The following is a 21086-nucleotide window of genomic DNA, read 5'->3' as shown; positions in this document are numbered from 1 at the left end:
AAAATAAAATCAATTAAGGGAATACTTGCTAAGTAAATATTAAATATTTGTGCTTTTACTAGGTTTAAGCTATTGCGGTGTTGTAAAAGCTCAGATATTGTTTAATTATATTTAATATTTATAGATGGAGTATTTATAATGTCTATTGGTGGGGTTGAAGAATATAGAAATAACGTTTCTTCTATAGAATTAAAGCCAGCTATATGCAGTATTGGAGAGATAGTCAACTGGTTTATAGAAAAATCAATAAAACACAAAAAGACTCTTACCCATTTAAGATTACAAAGGCTGTTATATCTAGCTTACTATAATTTTTTGCGTAAACAATCTACCATATTATTTGATGAACTGCCTGAAGCGTGGGAATATAGCCCTATTTTTCCATCAGTGTATTATGAATATAGGAAATTTGGTAACACGCCACTGCCTTACAATAAATACATATTTTTTGAGGATTCCACATATGATGAGAAAAAAGAACGGTTCGTTTTTTTCAGTAAATTTATAAAAGACCGCAATGTTGACCGGTTTTTAAGTAAAGAAGTATGGGATAAATATGTGGATTATTCTGATAGGGAGTTGTTTGATGAGATTCATAATGAGAATTATAGCAAGCCATGGACTAAAGGAAGACAATCCGCTGAAAATAGCAATCTAAGGCATGTTGATATTAAGAATGACGATATACTTGCCGCTTAAAAATAAGTAGAATTTATTATGTCTTTGTTCGGTAAAATTAAATTTCCTGGTAAGAGTAGCTCCGTTGACAGAGTAAAAAAGCAGGAGTCTCTAGTTGAGAGGCAGGCGCAGCATGAGGCGTTTGAGCAGTTGGGAGAATATCATCTTGAGAGGGTAAAAAGTTTAACTTTTGTGCTGCGTTGTTGGCTGGTTATAGCTTTTTTATTTTTTATTATTATAGTTTTATTCTATCTTTACTACCCCAATTTTTTTGTAAAGAATATGCCTGATATTAAGGGATTTAACGCTTTTTCTCAGGATAATTTTTTCGTGTTATATTATACAGCGAGGGTGAGTGGGTTTATTATTTTGATATCCGTATTTTTTTGGATTTTAAGACGTGTAGTTCGGTTACAAGTTTTAAGAAGCATCCATGCTGATAAGGGGGCGACAGCTAATACTTTACAAAAATTTTTGGATCTTGGTTATGTTGAGCTTGGTGAGAATACTAGTAAATTTATATTTGAACCGGCTTTTAAGGAGCTTTTTTCATCAAACTCTGAAAGATTATCTCCTAAACTGTCCAATAAAGAGCTGGACTTGGTTAATAAAATGTTTGATTATTTCAAAAGGGAAGTAAAAAGATAAACTATAGTCATTTGATTTTACTTTTATACAACGTTAAACTTCTCCTCATATAGGCTCTACCATTTGGTTGGTTTGTCCAGTTTGATTGTCTTGTATAAAAATAAACTGAAACGACTATAAAATACTATAAGCGATGTATGATTTTTTATGGGGTTTAACAGAAAAAATATACCTAACTATCTTACATATTTTCGTATTGTTATAATACCAGTACTTATAGTGGTATTTTTTCTAACTGATTATATAGGTCGTTCTGGTTATTATATTTCGGCGTTTTTATTCGCTCTTGCTAGTTTTACAGATTGGCTTGATGGTTATGCCGCTCGTCTTTGGCAGGCGCAGTCCAACATTGGACGTTTTCTTGACCCGATCGCTGATAAGCTGTTGGTCGCCACAGTTTTACTACTTATGGTCGCCGAGAACAGGGTGAGTGTGATTCCCGCCATAGCTATTGTTTGTCGTGAGATTTTGGTTTCAGGGTTGCGCGAGTATTTGGCGGAGATAAGAATCGGGGTGCCAGTGTCAAAACTCTCTAAATTCAAGACAGCGGCGCAAATGTTAGCTATTTTTTTGCTATTACTTGGGGCGGGCGCGCCAAGTTGGTTATATGCTGATTTTTTAGGCAATATATTATTATGGCTTGCGGCTGCTCTTACTGTGGTTACTGGATATGCTTATCTTAAGACTGGGATGAAGCATATGAGCGAAAATCAGTGAATATTATAGCTAAAATAGTATAAATTTAGTGGTTTTTATGGTAAAATAATGGTACAATCGCCACTGCCCGAGGTGCCAGTGGTTTTACTTATTTGATTTTTCAGGTGTTTTAATTATGGATGAGGATCTTGCTCAGATTAAAGAGTTGGAGATGCTTAGGATGCAGCATCGTAATTTAGATAAACAGATAAATAAGGGTGGGTTAGATGAGTTTACCCTACGTCGTTTCAAGCAAATGAAGTTATCGTTGCGTGACAGGATAACCACTTTGGAAAATATATTGTATCCTGATATCATAGCGTAGTTGTTATTTCCGATATTATAGAAGTAAAGATAGAGTCGTTCGGTGGTCTTGGTGATGGTATCGCTAGCTATAGTGGTTCGCCAGTTTTTATAGAAAAAACGGTGGAAGGTGACTTGGTAAAAGCGATTATCACTAATAGAACAGCCAATTTTATGAAAGCTGAATTGCTTGAGGTAATAGAGGCTGGAAATAACCGTGTAGCTCCACCATGTCCATATTTTAATGATTGTGGTGGTTGTGGTTTACAGCATTTGCGGGCGGATTATTATCGTGATTTTAAGAAGCGTGTCGTAGAAAACGCTCTAAGAAAGAGTGGATTTGCTTCAGCCTCTCCAGAATTTGTCTTTCTTCCTCCAGCCTCAAGGAGGCGGGTACAATTCCGCTTACTGAAAGTTGATGAAGGTTATTCTCTAGCGCTTATGGCTAGTCGTAGTCATAAGAAAATCGCTATTGATAATTGTTTGATCTTAGAAGAAAATTCGCAGCAATTTATGCCGTTATTGTGTGATGCTATTAACAGGCAGTCATTTGTGGATGATATATCAACGATAAGCGTGACCTCTGTAGGGCCTAACGTAGAGATAGTTATATCATTGCAGGAAAGCTCAGCTTCTATTGATAGGATAGAAAAATATGCTGATTATAAGGAGCAAATAAAAAAAGATTTGCAGCTTTTGACTGATATTGGCTGTGTCAGTAGAGTAGCGATCAGTAATAAGCGGCAGGAAATTTTATTTGAGCTAGAAAAGATCCCTTTTAGGATGGAGGTGGGTGGATTTAACATTCCGTTATCTCATAACACATTTTTGCAAGCAAGTGAGGCTGGGCAGAAGCTACTTACCAATTTTGTAGTGAAGCATTTGGCATGTATTGATGGTAAGGTGGATAACAAGAAAAGCATAGTAGATTTGTTTTGTGGTGTTGGTTGTTATAGCTTAGCTTTGGTTAAGAAATTAACTATGATTACGTCTATAGATATTAATAATGATGTTATTGTTAATATATTGCGTGTCGCTGAGGATAACAAACTTAATATTGTGGGAAAGAAACGTAATTTATTTACTAATCCGCTTAATAGGAAAGAACTTTCTGTTTTTGATGGTGTTATAATAAATCCTCCTCGCGCTGGAGCGAAAGAGCAGTGTCAACAAATAGCGATTTCTGACGTAAATAATGTGGTAATGATTTCCTGTAATCCGGCGAGTTTTGCACGGGATGCTCTGTGTCTTAGCCGAGCCGGATTTAAGCTTAAAGAAGCGCTAGCGGTTGATCAATTCGTCTGGAGTCCACATATTGAGATAGCGGCAGCTTTTATAAGGTGATATAGAATTGTTTTGTTAGCTTCCGTGCTTAATACGTAGCGCAAAATCACTGTTTTCAGTGATAGTTTTGATGGTACTTTCCAATTATTGAAATTAGGAACTACTATGATGAATTTGCTATTTGAAATAAGAAATTCTTCTTTCAAATTACCATAGATGGCTTGCTTACGATATGTTAAAACGTTATATTCGCGACTATGAAATTCACTAGAACGAAAAAGCTATTGTTTTGCAATAACAAAGGTGGTGTAGGTAAAACTACGCTAGCTTTTAATTGTGCCGCTGCTTTTGCCGATAAAGGGTATAAAACGGTATTAATGGATTTGGATCCACAGTGTAACTCTACTATATTATCATTGGGCAGAGATTTTTATGATGATCTATTTGCCGAGCAAAATATATATTCTGTAATTCGTGGTGTATTTGAGGGGGGCTCTGATATAGATCTCAGAATTAATTTTTTACCGGCTCCTAATAATCAGAATTTATTTATAATGCCTGGTAGTTTAAGGCTTTCCGCCATAGAGGATACATTGGGAGGGGCATTTACTCAGGCTATGAGTGGTAATAAAATCGGTTATTTTATCACAAGTGCTATATACCGTTTTATGATTGAAAAGGGTATGCAGGAGCAGATAGATATATTCGTGATAGATAGTTCTCCAAGTCTTGGCGCGTTAAATAGAGCGATTGTTTTAGGCACAGATTTTTTTGTCGTGCCGATGATGCCTGATAGTTTTAGCGTGCAGGGAATTGAGAATCTTGGTGGAGTATTGGAAAAGTGGAAGACTGATTGGCGTAACACAGCAAAGGCGGTTCAGGGGGATACTCCCGCAAAGTCAGTTTTACCGGGAGATCCAACTTTTATTGGATATATAATAAATTCATATAATATTTATGGACAACAGCCGATAAAGGCGCATAGGAAATGGATAGATGAAATCCCTGGAAAAGTTAAAGAGAATCTTTCTCTTAAGCACTCGCGAAATGGTCTTGTTGAGCAGAGTTGGAAAGAGTATCTGGCTCAAATACAGGATTACGGACAGCTTACATCTTTGGGGCAGAGTAAGTTGAAGGCGATATTTAACATTGAGCTGTCCGAGTTAACTGATAACGCTCAGGGTACAAAAGAAAATCTGGAGAGATCTAAAAAAGAGTTTGGAGAATTGGCTAATAAAATACTATCTATTATTGGCAATTACTAACTAATAATAAAATAAAGAAATAACAAGCTCTATAAAGTGATTTTATGACAGACTTAGCAAAAATTCGTAATTTCTCTATTATCGCTCATATTGATCACGGTAAGTCAACGCTTGCCGATCGGTTAATTGAGTATTGTGGTGGGTTGCAGCAGCGTGAAATGTCAGCGCAAGTACTAGACTCAATGGATATTGAGAAAGAACGGGGAATTACTATTAAAGCACAAACAGTTCGCCTTGAATATAAGGCGGATGATGGTGAGAATTATATATTAAACCTTATGGACACTCCGGGTCATGTGGATTTCGCTTATGAGGTAAGTCGTTCACTTGCCGCTTGTGAGGGCTCGCTTTTGGTAGTGGACGCTTCGCAGGGTGTGGAAGCACAGACACTCGCTAATGTTTATAAGGCGATAGACGCTAATCATGAGCTAATACCGGTGCTTAATAAGATAGATTTGCCCGCCGCCGATCCGGACAGAATATGCGCTCAGATAGAAGAAGTAATTGGGATAGACGCTTCTGACTCTCTTATGATCTCGGCAAAAACTGGTATCGGGATAAAAGATGTTTTGGAGGCGATAGTAAGCCGTCTGCCATCTCCGGTTGGTGAGATTAAAAATCCGCTTAAAGCGATGCTGGTTGATAGTTGGTATGACTCTTATCTTGGGGTAATAATTCTAGTAAGAGTTATAGATGGCACACTGACAAAGGGTATGAAAATACGGATGATGTCAACCGGTGCGGTTCATGATGTTGATCAGGTTGGTATATTCACACCTAAGAAGACACCGGTTGAAAAACTAACAATAGGTGAAGTTGGCTATATTATTACCGGAATAAAACAAGTGTCCGATTGTAATGTCGGTGATACGGTGACCGATGATAGGAAGCCATGTACCTCTCCTCTTGCTGGGTTTAAGCCAAGCCAGCCGGTGGTTTTTTGTGGATTGTATCCAACAGACGCTTCTGAATTTGAACATCTGAAGGATTCTTTGGCGAAGCTTCGACTTAATGACGCGAGTTTTGAGTTTGAGACTGAAAGCTCTTCCGCTCTTGGTTTTGGATTCCGTTGTGGTTTTCTTGGTTTGCTGCATTTGGAGATAGTACAGGAAAGGCTGGAACGAGAGTTTGATTTAGATTTGATTACCACCGCTCCGAGTGTGGTTTATAATATTAAGCTTACGAGTGGTGGGAGCATGGAACTGCACAACCCGTCTGATATGCCGGAAGTAACCAAGATAGATTATATTGAGGAGCCGTGGATTAAAGCTACCATCATGACGCCGGATGATTATTTGGGTAATATTCTGGCATTATGTACCGAAAAGCGAGGAAGACAGGAAACTCTGACCTATGTTGGTAATCGGGCGATGGTGGTGTATCGTCTGCCACTCAATGAGGTGGTGTTTGATTTTTATGATCGGCTTAAATCATGCTCTAAGGGTTATGCCAGCTTTGACTATGAGATAGATGGTTATGAGGAAAGCGATCTGGTTAAGATGAGTATTTTAGTGAATTCCGAGCCGGTTGACGCTATGGCGTGTATTGTCCATAAAACTCAGGCGGATTTTCGTGGCCGTCAGCTTTGTAAAAGACTTAAGGAGCTTATTCCTAAACATATGTTCGCGGTGCCGATTCAAGCGGCGATTGGTGGTAAGATAATCGCCCGTGAGACAATTTCCGCGATGCGTAAGGACGTGCTCGCTAAATGTTATGGTGGTGATGTATCGCGTAAGCGTAAGTTGCTGGAAAAACAGAAAAAGGGTAAAAAACGGATGCGGGAAATCGGAAATGTAACTATCCCACAAAGTGCCTTTTTATCAGCTCTTAAAATGGGTGATGAGTAGAATTTTTATTCATCTCCGTGAAAGCCTACTGTCTTTTGCATGGGATACAGCTTCGCTGGCTGATGGCTCGTGCCGCCTACTGGCGGCATATGAGATATATGGAAAAGATGATGCTCAAAGCTGACTCGGTCTGACTTACTGAGTTTCTTTTTCTTAGTTTTATCCGTATTATCCTTAGTATTTTATTTTACTTGAATTTAATATTGCTAAGCGTTACTCTGTTTTAAGTTAATATATTTTAATTATAATATATGAAGTGTGGAGAAGTTTTATGTCATTGGAGAATTTTCTTGAAGGATTGAATAACCCAAACACAGCTGCTGAAGTGGCAAGAGAGATTGCCAACAATAAACAAAATCGTGGGCAACTTACTCCTGAATTTATAGAACAGTTAACAGGAGATGCCGCTATTATTCTTGCGATGAATTTAAGAGCCAATAGTGGGGGTAAAGATTTATTGGCGAGGAATTCTGAACTTGTAAAATCGTTTATTGCTAATAACCCTAGAACCGCTAATACTTTAGCTTATTCTTTAGTTGAGACGGATAATGGTAAAAAATTACTTGCGAATGACGAAGAGCTACAAAGAGCTTTGACTAAAGCCGATGGAGGAACGGCTAGAATGATTAAAAACGCTACCGCAGCTGTTGGTACTAAAGTTGGCAGTGTTATTTCGCATACAGGTAAATCTGGTAGTGTTAGAATTACAAACTAGGTCATCCTAAGCCGCAGCGTTAATACCTTTTTCTTTTAGAACATCCTGTAATTCACCACTTTGATACATCTCACGGACGATGTCGCATCCGCCGATGAACTCACCTTTTACATAAAGCTGTGGAATGGTTGGCCAGTCGCTGAACTCTTTAATTCCCTCACGGATTTCTGGATTTTCCAGTACATTTATATCTTTATAATTCTCAACTCCGAGTCTTTCCAATACTTGTACTACGGTAGCTGAAAAGCCACATTGTGGAATCATTTTGCTGCCTTTCATATACAGCACTATGTCATTTTCGCTTATGTCTTTTTTGATTTCATCAAATACTGGGTTAGTCATATTTTCCTCTATTTATTTGTCTGTTCTATCTGATTTAACTATTTTTTACTTTAGTGGTTATTGACATGGCGTGTAATTTCGTTCCCATATTATCGCCCATTGCCGCCATAACCATTTTATGTTGAGCCACTCTGCTTTTGCCAGTGAATTTTTCTGACGCTATAGTCAGGCTGTAATGATCATTATCTCCCGCTGTGTCAACAAGGGTAATATCGGCGTCAGGGAAAGCTGATTTTATCAGTGATTCTATCTCACTCGCTGGCATTGGCATATTATGAGTTCCCAATACATTTTATAAAAATTAATAATAGGTACGGTTATAACTGATTTATCACAAATGGCAAGTAGTAACCATATCTAAATATCTTTATAGTCTATATATAAGTTTATATTATAACTAATAATTTATCTAAAGGGTTAACTCATTGTTATATGAATTTATCATAGTTGTTTTTTTAGGGTTGGTGTTTGGCAGTTTCATAAGTTGCGCCAGCTATCGCCTGCCGCTTGGAGTTGGGGTGGTGAGGAAGCCATCTTATTGTCCGAACTGTAATAACAAATTGGGATTTAAGGATTTGTTCCCACTATTCTCGTGGCTGCTTAGTGGTGGAAAATGTCAGTACTGCGCTACTAAAATCTCAATACGTTATCCATTAATTGAGCTTAGCACCGCTTTAATTTTTGTGTTTTTATATTCACGTTATGGTCTGAGTGTGGAATTTACGCTTCTTGCTCTGATGGCGGTTATGCTTACGATAATGATTATCGTTGATCTTGAGCATTTTATTATTCCTGATAGTGTTCACTTGATACTAACGCCCCTCGCCTTAGCTTACCATTATGTGAATGATAGTTTGTCCATTGATATTTTATGGAGTTTCGGGACTATGACCGCCCTCGCCCTTGCTTTACATTATGGGTATAGCTATTTACGTGGTCGGATTATGCTTGGTTTTGGTGATGTGAAATTTTTTATGGTAGCTGGTCTTTGGCTTAGTGTTGCAGCCCTTCCCGTGTTTTTATTTTTAGTGGGTATATTTGGTGTTATGCTTGGCTTGTTATGGCGGTTGCTAAAAAAAGGTGAGATTTTTCCTTTTGGGCCAGCACTTGCTGTTGCTTTGTTTATGTGTATAGTATATCCAAATATTTTTAATATTATGTATTTTATGAGATAATTTGCTGTTTACACATAAATAAAATGTATAATTATATATTATACAAATAAATATTGAAAATAAGTGTGTCTCTAGTATAGACTAGATTTATTATAAATAAAAATTATCCAAAATGAGTATAAGTGTCTGAGAATTTTTTAGGAAAAGTGATATATGAGTGAACCGATAAAAAAGCTTTCTGGTGTTGAGGGGATTAAACTTGCCAGCGATCACTTAAAAGGAAATATATCCGCTGAGCTGGATGACTCTTCTAGCGAACAAGTGAGTAATGAGTCTTACGAGCTGCTTAAATTTCATGGCAGCTATTTTGGTTATGACAGGGATAGCGCAACCGAGCGTAAGAAAGCTGGACTTGATAAAGAATATGAATTTATGGTGCGGGTGAAATGTCCGGGCGGGAAGATGACGGCGGAGCAATATCTTGCTCTGGATAGTTTGGCGGAGAAATACGCGAATGGAACTTTGCGCATTACCACCCGTGAGACATTCCAATTTCATTGTATAAAAAAGGCCGGTATGAAGCCGCTAATTGGTGATATTAATCGTATGTTACTATCTACTCTTGGCGGGTGTGGTGATATTGTCCGTAATATTATAACCTGCCCTGCTCCTATTAGGGATAATATACATGCTAGCCTTGAGGCGGATTGTTTTTTACTTGCCTCACATTTAGCCCCTAAAAGTAACAGTTATTATGAGGTGTGGCTGGATGGTAAACGAGTGGCTGATTATCCTTTTAATCCAACCCCAAACAATAGTGATTTGGCGGAACCTCTTTACGGTGATACTTATATGCCGCGTAAGTTCAAAGTGGCGATAGCGACACCAGAAGATAACTGCATGGACGCACTAGCAAATGATTTGGCTATACTCTCCTTATTTAACGGTAAGGAACACGCTGGTTATAACTTCGCTCTTGGTGGTGGTTTGGGTATGAAGCATAACAACGCGAAAACATATCCTTACCTCGCTAAACCGATTATGTATGTGCCTTCTGATATGTTGGTAGTGGCGACTGAGGCGGTAATAAAGCTCCAGCGTGATCATGGTGATAGAGGTGATAGACAGCATGCCCGTCTTAAATATCTGATAGCGGAAAATGGTATCGCTTGGGCAAAGGCGGAGTTAGAAAAATATATTGGTAAGAAAATGGATATGCCAAGAGATATGCCAAAATTCGCTGTGGAAGATCATATTGGTTGGCATGATCAACTTGATGGTAAGTGGTTTTTAGGTGTTCCAGTTTCTAGCGGGCGAATAATAGATAGAGAAGAGGAGAAAATACGCTCTGGACTTAGGGCGGTTATATCCGAATATAAAATGAATATAGCTTTAACAGCGGATCAGAATATTTTATTGTGTGATATAGAAGCGGGTGAAAAGCCAAGAATAGAGGAAATACTCCGTGAATATGGGGTAAAGCTTGGTGGTGATATTACTCCAGCATACCGTAATACGCTGGCTTGTGTAGCGCTTCCAACTTGTGGCAAGTCGCTTGCTGAGGCGGAGCGGATTAAATTACCGTTAGTTGCTGATATTGAAAAAGAGCTGGCAAAATATGGGATGGAAAATGAGAAGATTTCTATCCGAATCGCCGGTTGTCCTAACGGTTGTTCACGAGCTACTATTGGTGATATTGGCATAATCGGCAGAATGCCGGATCATTATTCTTTGTATATAGGTGGTGATTTCGCCGGAACTCGTCTTAATGAAAAGATATTTGATAAAGTTCATTATGACTCCATTGTTAAGACTCTCTCGCCAATGTTCGCTTTGTGGAAGGAAAATAGGGAGGATAAAGAGTATTTTGGCGATTTTTGTAATCGTTATGGTATTGAGAAAGTGAAGCAGGTGGTAGTAGATGCGTTCGAAGACATAATAAAATAACGTCATTCCCGCGCAGGCGGGAATCTTATGTGTAAATAATTATGAAGAATTTTTTTGTATATATAATGGCAAGTAAACCTTATGGCGTTTTATATGTTGGTATAACGTCAGATTTAATAAAGCGTGTGTGGCAACATAAAGAAGGGGCGGTTGATGGTTTTACCAAAAAATACCAGATTAAAAACCTTATATATTATGAAACACATGAAAGTACGGAATCGGCTATATTGCGTGAGAAACGCATTAAAAAATGGAATCGTTCAATGAAGATAGACTTAATTGAACGGCAAAATCCATTGTGGGAAGATTTGTATAAATCTTTATTTCCTGATCCGTTGTTAGATAAGATTCCCGCCTATGCGGGAATGACGTATGAGGTAGGGCAGGCATGAGTAATAAAAACACAATAAAAGAGGCTAGGGAAAAAAAGGTTTTTCAAAGTTTTCTGGCAACCCGCGGATTAGACGGAAAATTTGAAAGCAGACAACCACCTGATCCAGATATTTTTTATGAACATCCAGAATTGGGAAGTATAGCTTTTGAGCTGGTTGAAATCTGTGCTGAGGAAGTTAAAAGTGAAGTATCAAAGTTATTAAAGTCAAATGACGATGTTTGTTTTATTCGTTCTGGGCACGAACCGCATAAACAAGTTTTTAGTAAATTGTCTAAGCAGTATGTCTCTGAATATCCCATAGAGTTGTTATGCTATATTGGCGGAATGGAAATTTTACCAACAGATGTAATAATCTCTCAAATAGAACACTTTATATCTAACAGCGGCACAGGGTTTTTCCAAAAAATATGGGTTTTTGATGGAAGTGAGATTTATTGTTTTGATAAAAAGGGCAACAATCGTAATTTTATAGAAAATCAGGAGAAAGCTAACAATGTTTCCTATTATGCTTGATTTGAGGAAATTGCCGGTAGTTTTAATCGGAACCGGTGAGGCTTTTGAACGTCGTCATAAGCAATTGCTTGACTACGGCGCTGCGCTCTCTTCTCCCTCCCTCCTTGCGGGGGAGGGTTGGGGTGGGGGGTGCTATTTTGCGCGAACGGAGTTTGTCTCTTCCCCTCACCCTGGCCCTCTCCCAGAGGGAGAGGGAATTTTTGACTCTACGACTATTGTTATGATTGCTGGACTTTCGGATGAAATATCAAAACAAATAGCGGACGCGGCTAGGGAAGCTGGTAAGCTGGTTAATGTTGAGGATGTAAACGAGCTTTGTGATTTTTATTTTACCGCTAACGTAAAGCGTGGGGACCTTGTTATCTCGGTTTCTACCAGTGGTGCCTCCCCTACCCTCGCGCGGCGGGTGCGTGATTATATATCATCATTATTTGGTACGAATTGGCAAGAACGTACTAAGGAGATGGCGGAGTTTAGAGGCGGTCTTAAATTACAGAATAAAACGATTTCTGAAATATTAGAAGCTAGTGATGAGTTTCTTGAGCGGAAGGGCTGGCTTAAATGATTCTGCTTGTCATTCTGAGCGTAGCGAAGAATCTTCTCAAAGATCCCTCACATATGTTCGGGATGACAGTATGGAGTTAGAAAAATGAGTGAACAAAAACTATCAGAGCTTCAACAAAAATATGGCGGTTTGGAAGCGGAAGAATTGCTGAAAGTGATGATAAAAGAAGAGTTTGTGGGCAGTGTCGCCCTAATTTCCTCTTTTGGCGCGGACGCGGCTTTGCTGCTTGCTATGGTCGCGGAAATTGATAGTAAAATTCCGGTTTTATTTTTAGAGACCGGAAAGCATTTTCCGGAAACGCTGGAATATGTAGAAACATTAAAAAGTAAGCTAGGCTTACAAAATTTGCGCTTTTTGACTCCTGCTCCTGAAATGTTGAATCGTATAGATCCTAAAGGTGAGTTATGGAACGTAAACCCTGATCGCTGCTGTTGGTTACGCAAGGTTGAGCCACTTGAACGAGCGGTAGAGGAAATGGGTATTAAAGCTCTTATTACTGGACGTAAGCAATATCAAAATAGTAATCGCTCCACTCTGCAAACTATTGAACTTGATGATAAAAATATCTTCCGTATCAACCCACTGGCGAATTGGAACAAGGAAAGACAAAAACAAGAATTCGCCGCCCGTAATTTGCCAGAGCATCCGCTGGTTTCTAGGGGCTACCCTTCTATTGGTTGTGCACCCTGCACCTCTGTCGTAAAGGCGGGGGAAGATGAGCGGGCGGGACGCTGGCGACATACGGCGAAAGATGGTGAGCAGAAAACGGAGTGTGGGTTACATGTCTCGATGGATAGTAAATTGTAGTTAGTAGTTAGTAGATTGTAAGAAGGTTTTATATGTCAGTGAAAAGTTATAAAGATTTGGATGTCTGGAAGAAATCAATGTTGTTAACAAATTTAGTTTATGACTGTACGCAACAGTTTCCAAAGGAAGAGCAGTTTGGTCTTTCGTGTCAAATGCGTAGAGCTGTTGTTTCAATTCCATCTAATATAGCGGAAGGAAGTATTCGTGGGTCAAAGCCTGAATTTTCACGGTTTATAAATATTGCTCGCGGTTCACTTGCTGAACTTGAGACTCAGATGATAATTTCACATGATAGAAAATATGTAATGAAATCTTGCCATGATGAAGTAGTGATTATAATTGAAGAGATCAATAAAATGTTGTTTGGTTTGCTACGTTCATTAAAAAATTGATACAAATTACTATTTACAAATTACAAGGTACAATAATGATGAACCATCTAGATAGGCTTGAAGCACAAAGCATCTATATTTTCCGTGAGGCTTTTCACGCCATTGATAAGCTTGCCATGCTGTGGTCGTTCGGGAAAGATTCCAACGTTATGATTCATCTGGCTCGTAAGGCTTTTTTTGGACAAGTTCCGTTTCCGCTTATCCATTGTGATACTGAGATTGAGATGGGTGAGGTATATGCTTTCCGTGATAAATATGCTAAAGAATGGGGAGTTAATTTGCTATCGCCGGTATGTCCACCGATTGAGGCTACTGATATTACTTTGCCACACGCCGCGCGGGTCGCTTCTCGTAAGACTTTAGGGTTAAAACAAGTAATTGATGAGCATGGGTTTGTTGGGATAATCGCTGGAATTCGCCGTGATGAGGAGGCGACACGGGCGAAGGAGCGGGTATTCTCGCCGCGTGGTGTTGAGGGTGGATGGGACGTAAAAGAACAGCCTCCGGAGTTCTGGGATCAATATAAAACTGATTTCGCGCCAGGTACGAGTATTCGTATTCACCCGTTATTGCATTGGACGGAGCTTGACATCTGGCTGTACATTCAGCGGGAAAATATTCCGATTGTACCGCTTTATTACGCTAAGAAATATAATGAATTTGAAGGACGTGATTTTGGCGGAAAGATGATGCGTTTTAGAAGTCTTGGCGAAAAAGGTATAACTTGGCCGGTGGAAAGCAAAGCTGACACGATAGAAAAAATTATCGCTGAGCTTAGGGTAACGAAAACTTCCGAGCGTTCAGGTAGACCAATGGGAGCGGATGAGGATGAAAGCAGTTTTGAGAGGTTACGGGCAGATGGGTATATGTGACGGTAAGTCTTAGCAGCAAAGCCACTTAGATTCCCGTCATCCCGCACTTGCTGCGGGATCTGGTAGATGAAAAATAGAAGAGAAAAATATGGCACTAAATACTCAGACAAAACAACAACTGAAGATCGTAATTGTCGGGCATGTGGATCATGGTAAGTCCACGCTAGTCGGGCGGTTGCTTTATGACACAAATTCTCTGCCGGATGGTAAGTTTGAGGCGATTACCGCAAGTTGCAAAAAGCGCGGAATGCCGTTTGAGTGGTCGTTCTTAATGGACGCTCTGCAAATTGAGCGGGATCAGGGAATTACCGTTGATACCACCCAGATATGGCTTAAAACCCCTAGCCGTGACATAGTGATTATTGACGCGCCTGGGCATAAGGAATTCTTAAAAAATATGATAAGCGGCGCAGCGCAGGCGGACGCGGCGTTAGTCCTTATTGACGCTAAAGAGGGAATTCGTGAACAAAGTAGGCGTCACGGTTATTTGTTACATTTACTTGGTGTACGTCAAATAGCGGTGCTGGTTAATAAAATGGATATGGTGGGCTATAGTCAGGAAATATTCCGGCAGATAGAAAAAGATTATCGTGCTTATTTAAGTGGTCTTGGTGTTGAGCCTACTTGTTTTATTCCAATCTCCGCAAGAGATGGTGACGGCATAGCTACCCCCATTTGCTCCCATACTTCGTCAGGTGTCGGCTCATGTACAGGTTCGTACACTTCGCCTAACCTTCCTAGTATAGAATCAAAGCGGAGTAGCTCTAAACAGAGTGGTACATGGAAAAATATGTCTTGGTATGAAGGAGAGAGTGTCACTGAGATTTTAGAGAAATTTGAGGTGGCGAGTTCTGATGAAAATATGCCGTTGCGTTTTCCAATTCAGGATATTTATAAATTTGACGAACGTAGGATTATAGCGGGGCGGATAGAGAGCGGAACACTTAAGGTCGGTGATGAGCTGCTGTTTTCACCATCAAACACGCTGGCAAAAGTGGCGAGTATTGAGGTTTGGCCAGAAACTGATAAAAAACTGGAAAAAGTGATGGCAGGACAAAGTGTGGGGATAACCCTTAGCGATCAAATATTTATTGAGCGTGGGCATATAGCGAGTCATAGGGAAAACGCGCCGATGCTTACCAATTTATTCCGCGCGCGGATGTTTTGGCTGGGAAGAGAAGCTCTTACGACTGGAAAACGTTATAAAATAAAGCTTGGTACGTCAGAGATAATGGCGGAACTTAAAACCATAGAGCACGTGATAGACTCCAATACTCTGGAGCAAAAACCTGCGGAAAATGTTGAACGTGGCAATGTGGCGGAGGTTATTTGGCGGATTAAAGGATTGGTCGGCCTTGATGATTTCAACCATAACCAGCGTATGGGAAGATTCGTGGTATTTGATGGTTATGACGCGGCGGGCGGTGGTATTATCAATATGGATGGTTTCTTTGATCAACGTTCTGGCGTGCCGAAGTCGGTAAAATCAGAGAATATTTTTGATGTGGATTTTGGCATAACAGCTGAGCAGCGTTCGCTAACCAATGGTCATATGGGCGGAATATTATGGTTTTCTGGTCTTTCTGGTTCTGGTAAGTCTACTATAGCAAAAATGTTGCAAAAGCGCCTGTTTGATAAGGGGTATCAAGTTTTTGTGCTGGATGGCGATAATATACGTAAGGGCCTAAATCGTGATCTTGGATTCTCGGTGCAGGACAGGGCAGAGAATTTACGTCGTGTCGCAGAAGTGGCAGCATTATTCGCTAAATCTGGAGTTATAGTAATCAGTGCATTTATTTCACCAACACGTGAAAGCAGAACTGCCGCTCGCTCTATCGCGCCGAATTATTTTCATAATATCCACATCAAAGCATCGCTGGAAACCTGCGAAAAACGGGATGTGAAAGGGCTATATGCTAAAGCGCGCGCGGGTGAAATAGCAGAATTTACAGGCATTTCCGCACCGTATGAAGAACCAAGCAGCCCCGATCTTGTTCTGGATACAGAAAATTTAAGTGTTGAGGCCTGCGTGGAACAGCTGCTTAAATATGTCGATGCACAATTGGTTGAACCAGCTCGCAATATGACTATTGCTGGTGAGGGCGACTATGCGGGAGGGATATAGAATGGTTACGATGCGGGAGGCTGTTGCCGCTTATGAGAAGCGCTACTATGATGGAAAGGGAGGGGAAATAGCCAGCAATAGTGGCATAAAAGTTGAGGATTATCAGATACATGACATGTATCATCTGATAGCTTCTGGAGCGTTAAAAATTTCAGATAATCATGAGGTGGTTAGTGGTATTAGAAAATTAGAAAACTCTGATCTTGTAGATAGGGCAATGGGAGTCAAAGCTGAGATATTGTCCGCGATTTATTTGAAGGTGTTTGAAGATATTATGGTAGATCAAAATAGATCATTTCAGCGATTAAAAAACAGCGACTTTATCAAGGAGCAATTTGATATAGCAAAATCGTCTATTGATTTACAAATGAAAGATTCTGAACTTAATTACAAGCAGTCATATAAAATAGATTACCATGATAATAAATTTGTTAATAAGTTATATGAATCATATAATGAGTATCGTGGAAAAGTAAATTCATCTTCTAACGTTAGAAAATTCAAAGCGGATATAAATATAAATGATTTTATCAGTGATGAGGAAATAGAGTTTCATAGAGATAAAGCGGAGAACTTGTTTTATAGTCTAAGGCAGGGACATCCAGAATTTTTTATTAACAGTGTTAATGAGGGAGCATTGCTGGATTTAGATATTAAAGAATTCACCATTGATAACTTTATGGCGACGGAAAAAGAGAAACTGAAAAAGATAAGTAAAAATAACAAAGGTATAAGAATATAATTAAGTAATTTGGCTGTAATGTTTAAGAAATATATATATTTACTTACGGGTTATAGTTTTATATAATTAATCAAAATGATTAAATCAATTAATATTGGAGTTAATTATGGAAATATTAAACGCAAGTGACGCTAAGAGGGAATTTGGTGAAATGCTGCTTAAAGTTCAGTATGAGCCTATAAAAATTAATAAGAACGGGAAAGCTGTCGCGGTGGTTATGTCAATGCAGGAATATGAAGCTATAGAATTATTAAAAACAGATTGGCTGAATAAGGAAATAGATAAGGGATTACAAGATTTACGACTTGGTAAGCTGGAAAATAGTGAAGATGTTCTGGCGAGATTGAGGCATCGTGCTATTACATGAAACTGTATAAATTCACAGAGATAGCAGAACATGATTTGAGTCAGATCGTTGATTATACTCGCAACAGGTGGGGCAGCGGTAAGGCTCTTGAGTATATTGATGGTCTGGAGAAAATAGTTCAGCGATTAGCTGTTAATCCGGATATTGGAATTAAACGGGACGGTATCAGAAAAAATATTTTGATTTTTCCTTATATAAGTCACGTAATTTGCTATGAGCGGCAGGAGTATGGCATTGTTGTTGTTAGGGTTTTGCATAAAAATATGAGTTTGGAACTGTCTAATTTTCCTATAGGATATTGATTATACGCATTGAAAAGAAGTAAAAAATGACACAATTTGGATATAATATAAAATTCGCGGAGCTTTATCAGCGTGATGGGTTGGTAAAGGTTGATGACGCTTTTGTTGGTTTCTTAAAGACAGTCAATTTAGAGCTGTTTAATAGGTTGATGGCGGCACGTGCCTCCTCCCTCTCCAACATTCCATCACAGGTGGGAGAGGGAGCTATCTCGGAAAAAGAATATTCTCAGCTCATAGTTGATGTCGCTCCTTATGTTGAGGATTTTATTGGTGAATTATTTGGTATTAAAAAGGAGATAGAACAACTCGCTGAAGCCCATCACGCTCTTGCGCCGATATATTCCTGTAAGAGATTGTTCGTGCAGAGAAAAGCGGCAAAATCCTTATCTTTTGATGAGGCGCAAAGGGTGGATGGTAGGGCTTTACTTGGTATGCTCCCCTTACCTGATGTCTCAGGAGAGGCTTTTGAGCTTGCTTTCGCGAAGACGGTAAATGGTTGGCTAGAAAATGAGTCGGAAAATAAATCACTCTTAGAGATAGCCGCCCGTTACGCGGCGTGGGCTTTATTTAGTGAGGCTGGAAAGAAAAAACACAAATCAGGAGTATTGTTCAAACAACCAGTTAAAACTGACTATGAGAATCTGGTGGCGGCAGAGACTGAGCGGCGTGATGGTGTGCAGGTGCTTAGGTTCAGCGAGGAGCATTTACGTGAACGTGAGGGATTCGCCCTTACTGATGATGGAGGAACACGTGTTGCCGCTCTTGACAGTGCCAATTATTGTATATTCTGTCATAATCAGGGCAAAGATAGCTGTTCTAAAGGGCTTAAAGAAAAAAGTGGTGAGGTAAAAGTAAACCCACTCGGGATTACTCAAGCTGGATGTCCGCTGGAGGAAAAAATATCTGAAATGAATATGTTAAAATCGCAAGCTGTGCCGATTGGCGCGCTTGCGGCGATAACGATTGATAATCCAATGTGCGCGGGAACTGGTTATCGTATTTGTAATGACTGTATGAAGTCATGTATCTATCAAAAACAGGAGCCAGTAAACATTCCGCATGTGGAAACCTTTACTTTAAGAGATGTTTTGAGCTTGCCATATGGGTTTGAGATATATTCACTGCTTACCCGCTGGAATCCGCTTAATTTAGAGCGTCCTGTGCCAAAGCCGGAAAGTGGGTATAAAGTTTTGGTCGCTGGTCTTGGACCTGCTGGTTATACCCTTGCTCACCATCTTATGAATGATGGGCATACGGTAGTTGGTATTGATGGGCTGAAGATAGAGCCGGTTGATGAGAAAATTTCTGGTGTGAGAGCTGATGGTAGTCGCTGTGAATTTACTCCAATAAAATACGTAAAAACTATTTATGAGAAGTTGGATGAGCGTACACTTGCTGGTTTTGGCGGAGTCGCTGAATATGGAATAACTGTGCGCTGGGATAAGAATTATCTAAAAATTATCCGTCTGTTACTTGAGCGCAGACAGCAATTCGCCATGTTTGGTGGGGTGCGTTTTGGTTCATCTCTTACCTATGATAACGCTTTTGAGATGGGTTTTGATCACATTGCCTTGTGTATGGGGGCTGGTAAACCCACGGTCCTTGATATACCGAACGCCCTAGCACGTGGTGTACGTACCGCTTCTGATTTTCTAATGGCGTTGCAGCTTACGGGTGCTGGTAAGAAAGATTCTATCGCTAATTTGCAAATACGCTTGCCAATAGTGGTGATTGGCGGTGGGCTTACCGCTATTGATACCGCTACGGAGTCGCTGGCTTATTACCCAATACAGGTGGAGAAATTCCTCGCTCGCTATGAGATACTCACAAGTAAATACGGTAAGGAGGCTGTGCGTAGCCGCTGGAGTAAGGAGGATACTATAGTAGCGGAGGAATTCCTAGCGCACGCTCGGGCTATCCGTAAGGAGAGAGAAAAGGAAAACCCAGACATTTGGGGATTGCTTGATAGTTGGGGTGGAGTGAAGCTGGTTTACCGTAAGCGGATGATTGACGCGCCAAGCTATCGCCTTAACCATGAAGAGGTAGAAAAAGCTTTTGAAGAGGGCATTTTCTTTGCTGAACAATATGAACCGGCGGGTATGGATATTGATGAATTCGGAGCTGTTCAAAATATCTCGCTTAAGCAAACGGCGGGTGATAATAAGGGTGTTATTGTAAAAATACCGGCACGTATGGTTTTGGTCGCGGCTGGTACTAGCCCAAACACAGTTCTTAACCGTGAGGACGCTAAGCATTTTGAACTGGACGGAAAATATTTTCGGGCGGTAGATGAAAATGGCAAGCAAGTCACGCCAGAGAGAATATCCAAGCCGAATGAGGTGCGGGTGTTACTTTCGGTGGATAAAAAAGGGCGGGCGGTAAGCTTTTTTGGGGACTTGCACCCATCATTCGCCGGTAATGTGGTAAAGGCTATGGGCAGTGCCAAACAGGGCTATCCGGTGATTACGAAGGTTTTACAGAAGCGATCAGTTGTCAGTGGTCAGTTGTTAGAAAAAGAATTTATAGAAAAGATGAACAATGAACTGCGTGCCACTGTACATGCGGTTAACCGTTTGACATCTAATATTGTTGAGGTAGTGGTGCGTGCTCCGCTCGCTGCTCGTCAATTCCAACCAGGGCAATTTTATAGGCTGCAAAATTATGAGAAAAACGCGCTTAGAGTGAATAGTGAGCGGTGTGTGGTGAATGGCAAAGAGGGTAAGGAGCTACCACCCACTGACCACCATACACTGTCCACTACCCTAGCAATGGAAGGATTAGCTCTTACCGGCGCTTGGGTGGATAAGGAAGAAGGGTTGCTTGCGACCATAGTGCTAGAGATGGGTGGTTCTTCTGATTTATGTTCTAAACTTAAAGCTGGTGAGCAGGTTATATTAATGGGACCAACTGGCACACCAACCGAGATTCCTAAGAATAAAAAGGTGATGCTGCTTGGTGGCGGGCTTGGTAACGCTGTGTTATTCTCAATTGGAAAAGCGATGCGTGACAATGGTTGTGAGGTATTGTATTTCGCTGGTTATAAAAAAGCTACCGATAGGTATAAGATAGAAGATATTGAGGTGGCCTCAGATATTGTGGTATGGTGCTGTGATGAGCAGTCGGACTTCGCGCCGAACCGTCCGCAGGATATGGTATTTCATGGTAAT

24 protein-coding genes are annotated in these 21086 nt (G+C 40.1%); 22 read left to right on the top strand and 2 right to left on the bottom strand.

Annotated elements, in window-relative coordinates; translation table 11 throughout:
- Positions 1-138 precede the first annotated feature (138 nt).
- The 9 genes from R3D71_00120 (at position 139) to R3D71_00080 (ending at position 7436) form a co-directional block, all read left to right on the top strand.
- Positions 139-699 carry a DUF4065 domain-containing protein gene (locus R3D71_00120; GenBank protein ID MEZ5690054.1) on the top strand — a complete coding sequence of 187 codons (561 nt, stop codon included), beginning with the start codon at positions 139-141 and terminating at the stop codon, positions 697-699.
- Positions 700-717: 18 nt separating this feature from the next.
- Positions 718-1326: a hypothetical protein gene (locus tag R3D71_00115; protein ID MEZ5690053.1), complete on the top strand. Its 609-nt coding sequence runs from the start codon at positions 718-720 to the stop codon at positions 1324-1326.
- 147 nt (positions 1327-1473) lie between these two features.
- Positions 1474-2043: a CDP-diacylglycerol--glycerol-3-phosphate 3-phosphatidyltransferase gene (gene pgsA / locus R3D71_00110; GenBank protein ID MEZ5690052.1), complete on the top strand. Its 570-nt coding sequence runs from the start codon at positions 1474-1476 to the stop codon at positions 2041-2043.
- Positions 2044-2158: 115 nt separating this feature from the next.
- Positions 2159-2347 (top strand): DUF465 domain-containing protein, encoded by a 189-nt coding sequence (locus R3D71_00105; GenBank protein ID MEZ5690051.1) that lies wholly within the window; start codon positions 2159-2161, stop codon positions 2345-2347.
- 101 nt (positions 2348-2448) lie between these two features.
- On the top strand, positions 2449-3669 hold the full coding sequence (locus tag R3D71_00100; GenBank protein ID MEZ5690050.1) for a hypothetical protein: 1221 nt from the start codon (positions 2449-2451) through the stop codon (positions 3667-3669).
- A gap of 224 nt (positions 3670-3893) precedes the next feature.
- The gene (locus R3D71_00095) at positions 3894-4874 is read left to right on the top strand and encodes a ParA family protein (GenBank protein MEZ5690049.1); all 981 of its coding nucleotides are present in this window, start codon (positions 3894-3896) and stop codon (positions 4872-4874) included.
- A 44-nt stretch (positions 4875-4918) separates the two neighbouring features.
- Complete coding sequence (gene lepA / locus R3D71_00090) at positions 4919-6721, top strand: translation elongation factor 4 (GenBank protein ID MEZ5690048.1); 1803 nt, start codon at positions 4919-4921, stop codon at positions 6719-6721.
- Positions 6714-6845: a hypothetical protein gene (locus tag R3D71_00085; protein ID MEZ5690047.1), complete on the top strand. Its 132-nt coding sequence runs from the start codon at positions 6714-6716 to the stop codon at positions 6843-6845. The genes lepA and R3D71_00085 overlap by 8 nt, the downstream gene beginning before the upstream one ends.
- Positions 6846-6992: 147 nt before the next feature.
- Positions 6993-7436 carry a hypothetical protein gene (locus R3D71_00080; GenBank protein ID MEZ5690046.1) on the top strand — a complete coding sequence of 148 codons (444 nt, stop codon included), beginning with the start codon at positions 6993-6995 and terminating at the stop codon, positions 7434-7436.
- Between the two features lie 6 nt (positions 7437-7442).
- Here the strand turns inward: R3D71_00080 and grxD are convergent, their stop codons facing one another.
- Positions 7443-7778: a Grx4 family monothiol glutaredoxin gene (gene grxD / locus R3D71_00075; protein MEZ5690045.1), complete on the bottom strand. Its 336-nt coding sequence runs from the start codon at positions 7776-7778 to the stop codon at positions 7443-7445.
- 34 nt (positions 7779-7812) lie between these two features.
- The gene (locus tag R3D71_00070) at positions 7813-8049 is read right to left on the bottom strand and encodes a BolA/IbaG family iron-sulfur metabolism protein (GenBank protein ID MEZ5690044.1); all 237 of its coding nucleotides are present in this window, start codon (positions 8047-8049) and stop codon (positions 7813-7815) included.
- Between the two features lie 154 nt (positions 8050-8203).
- Between R3D71_00070 and R3D71_00065 the strand changes: the two genes are divergently transcribed.
- The 13 genes from R3D71_00065 to R3D71_00005 form a co-directional block, all read left to right on the top strand.
- Positions 8204-8953 (top strand): prepilin peptidase, encoded by a 750-nt coding sequence (locus R3D71_00065; GenBank protein MEZ5690043.1) that lies wholly within the window; start codon positions 8204-8206, stop codon positions 8951-8953.
- A 153-nt stretch (positions 8954-9106) separates the two neighbouring features.
- A complete protein-coding gene (locus R3D71_00060) occupies positions 9107-10840 on the top strand; it encodes an NADPH-dependent assimilatory sulfite reductase hemoprotein subunit (GenBank protein MEZ5690042.1) in 1734 nt (577 codons plus the stop codon).
- Positions 10841-10881: 41 nt separating this feature from the next.
- A complete protein-coding gene (locus R3D71_00055) occupies positions 10882-11232 on the top strand; it encodes a GIY-YIG nuclease family protein (GenBank protein MEZ5690041.1) in 351 nt (116 codons plus the stop codon).
- A complete protein-coding gene (locus R3D71_00050; GenBank protein MEZ5690040.1) occupies positions 11229-11747 on the top strand; it encodes a hypothetical protein in 519 nt (172 codons plus the stop codon). Before R3D71_00055 ends, R3D71_00050 begins: the two co-directional genes overlap by 4 nt.
- Positions 11728-12312 carry a bifunctional precorrin-2 dehydrogenase/sirohydrochlorin ferrochelatase gene (locus R3D71_00045; GenBank protein MEZ5690039.1) on the top strand — a complete coding sequence of 195 codons (585 nt, stop codon included), beginning with the start codon at positions 11728-11730 and terminating at the stop codon, positions 12310-12312. The genes R3D71_00050 and R3D71_00045 overlap by 20 nt, the downstream gene beginning before the upstream one ends.
- Positions 12313-12396: 84 nt before the next feature.
- Positions 12397-13119, top strand: a complete 723-nt coding sequence (locus R3D71_00040) for a phosphoadenylyl-sulfate reductase (protein MEZ5690038.1) — start codon at positions 12397-12399, stop codon at positions 13117-13119.
- Between the two features lie 32 nt (positions 13120-13151).
- Positions 13152-13511, top strand: a complete 360-nt coding sequence (locus tag R3D71_00035) for a four helix bundle protein (GenBank protein MEZ5690037.1) — start codon at positions 13152-13154, stop codon at positions 13509-13511.
- 35 nt (positions 13512-13546) lie between these two features.
- Positions 13547-14383 carry a sulfate adenylyltransferase subunit CysD gene (gene cysD, locus R3D71_00030; protein ID MEZ5690036.1) on the top strand — a complete coding sequence of 279 codons (837 nt, stop codon included), beginning with the start codon at positions 13547-13549 and terminating at the stop codon, positions 14381-14383.
- Between the two features lie 88 nt (positions 14384-14471).
- Entirely contained in the window at positions 14472-16508 is a 2037-nt protein-coding gene (cysC, locus tag R3D71_00025) for an adenylyl-sulfate kinase (GenBank protein MEZ5690035.1), read from the top strand.
- Positions 16492-17250 (top strand): hypothetical protein, encoded by a 759-nt coding sequence (locus tag R3D71_00020; GenBank protein ID MEZ5690034.1) that lies wholly within the window; start codon positions 16492-16494, stop codon positions 17248-17250. Before cysC ends, R3D71_00020 begins: the two co-directional genes overlap by 17 nt.
- Positions 17251-17356: 106 nt before the next feature.
- Positions 17357-17617, top strand: a complete 261-nt coding sequence (locus R3D71_00015) for a type II toxin-antitoxin system prevent-host-death family antitoxin (GenBank protein MEZ5690033.1) — start codon at positions 17357-17359, stop codon at positions 17615-17617.
- Positions 17614-17919 carry a type II toxin-antitoxin system RelE/ParE family toxin gene (locus R3D71_00010; GenBank protein MEZ5690032.1) on the top strand — a complete coding sequence of 102 codons (306 nt, stop codon included), beginning with the start codon at positions 17614-17616 and terminating at the stop codon, positions 17917-17919. Before R3D71_00015 ends, R3D71_00010 begins: the two co-directional genes overlap by 4 nt.
- A 26-nt stretch (positions 17920-17945) precedes the next feature.
- On the top strand, positions 17946-21086 hold a 3141-nt coding region (locus R3D71_00005; GenBank protein MEZ5690031.1), incomplete at its 3' end, for an FAD-dependent oxidoreductase.

It is taken from the genome of Rickettsiales bacterium, assembly GCA_041396965.1.
Taxonomy (GTDB): Bacteria; Pseudomonadota; Alphaproteobacteria; order Rickettsiales; family SXRF01; genus SXRF01.
Note: the sequence above shows the minus strand (reverse complement) of the source record. Positions and strands in the feature narration are given on the sequence as shown.

Excerpts from the sequence above, each read along its gene's own strand:
- R3D71_00120 (MEZ5690054.1), top strand. The coding sequence starts at position 139 with ATGTCTATTGGTGGGGTTGAAGAATATAGAAATAACGTTTCTTCTATA.
- R3D71_00115 (MEZ5690053.1), top strand. The coding sequence starts at position 718 with ATGTCTTTGTTCGGTAAAATTAAATTTCCTGGTAAGAGTAGCTCCGTT.
- pgsA (MEZ5690052.1), top strand. The coding sequence starts at position 1,474 with ATGGGGTTTAACAGAAAAAATATACCTAACTATCTTACATATTTTCGT.
- R3D71_00105 (MEZ5690051.1), top strand. The coding sequence starts at position 2,159 with ATGGATGAGGATCTTGCTCAGATTAAAGAGTTGGAGATGCTTAGGATG.
- lepA (MEZ5690048.1), top strand. The coding sequence starts at position 4,919 with ATGACAGACTTAGCAAAAATTCGTAATTTCTCTATTATCGCTCATATT.
- R3D71_00085 (MEZ5690047.1), top strand. The coding sequence starts at position 6,714 with ATGAGTAGAATTTTTATTCATCTCCGTGAAAGCCTACTGTCTTTTGCA.
- R3D71_00080 (MEZ5690046.1), top strand. The coding sequence starts at position 6,993 with ATGTCATTGGAGAATTTTCTTGAAGGATTGAATAACCCAAACACAGCT.
- grxD (MEZ5690045.1), bottom strand. The coding sequence starts at position 7,778 with ATGACTAACCCAGTATTTGATGAAATCAAAAAAGACATAAGCGAAAAT.
- R3D71_00070 (MEZ5690044.1), bottom strand. The coding sequence starts at position 8,049 with ATGCCAATGCCAGCGAGTGAGATAGAATCACTGATAAAATCAGCTTTC.
- R3D71_00060 (MEZ5690042.1), top strand. The coding sequence starts at position 9,107 with ATGAGTGAACCGATAAAAAAGCTTTCTGGTGTTGAGGGGATTAAACTT.
- R3D71_00055 (MEZ5690041.1), top strand. The coding sequence starts at position 10,882 with ATGAAGAATTTTTTTGTATATATAATGGCAAGTAAACCTTATGGCGTT.
- R3D71_00050 (MEZ5690040.1), top strand. The coding sequence starts at position 11,229 with ATGAGTAATAAAAACACAATAAAAGAGGCTAGGGAAAAAAAGGTTTTT.
- R3D71_00045 (MEZ5690039.1), top strand. The coding sequence starts at position 11,728 with ATGTTTCCTATTATGCTTGATTTGAGGAAATTGCCGGTAGTTTTAATC.
- R3D71_00040 (MEZ5690038.1), top strand. The coding sequence starts at position 12,397 with ATGAGTGAACAAAAACTATCAGAGCTTCAACAAAAATATGGCGGTTTG.
- R3D71_00035 (MEZ5690037.1), top strand. The coding sequence starts at position 13,152 with ATGTCAGTGAAAAGTTATAAAGATTTGGATGTCTGGAAGAAATCAATG.
- cysD (MEZ5690036.1), top strand. The coding sequence starts at position 13,547 with ATGATGAACCATCTAGATAGGCTTGAAGCACAAAGCATCTATATTTTC.
- cysC (MEZ5690035.1), top strand. The coding sequence starts at position 14,472 with ATGGCACTAAATACTCAGACAAAACAACAACTGAAGATCGTAATTGTC.
- R3D71_00020 (MEZ5690034.1), top strand. The coding sequence starts at position 16,492 with ATGCGGGAGGGATATAGAATGGTTACGATGCGGGAGGCTGTTGCCGCT.
- R3D71_00015 (MEZ5690033.1), top strand. The coding sequence starts at position 17,357 with ATGGAAATATTAAACGCAAGTGACGCTAAGAGGGAATTTGGTGAAATG.
- R3D71_00010 (MEZ5690032.1), top strand. The coding sequence starts at position 17,614 with ATGAAACTGTATAAATTCACAGAGATAGCAGAACATGATTTGAGTCAG.